Genomic DNA, 219 nt, shown 5'->3' on the forward strand with positions numbered 1-219 from the left:
ACGCTTGATACAGTATCCGTAGAGGCCAAATGCCATTAAAAACAGCACCAGCATGGCCCATTCCGGAACCAAACGGAAATATTCAGCCAGCACACCGATCGATGCCAGCACGGCTGCCGCCAGCGTAATCAGAACAAATGCCTGGCGGGAAGTAAACCCTGCCCGCATCACCAAATGATGAATGTGCTGGCGATCGGCTGAGAACGGGCTCATGCCCTT

The 219-nt window shown here is 53.9% G+C and carries 1 pseudogene; it reads right to left on the reverse strand.

From position 1 onward, the window contains the following. Nucleotides 1–219 (reverse strand): annotated as a pseudogene (locus FDX22_RS00610) (undecaprenyl-phosphate alpha-N-acetylglucosaminyl 1-phosphate transferase); the annotation flags it as partial.

This window comes from Citrobacter sp. TBCS-14 (assembly GCF_005280805.1).
Lineage (GTDB): Bacteria > Pseudomonadota > Gammaproteobacteria > Enterobacterales > Enterobacteriaceae > Citrobacter > Citrobacter gillenii.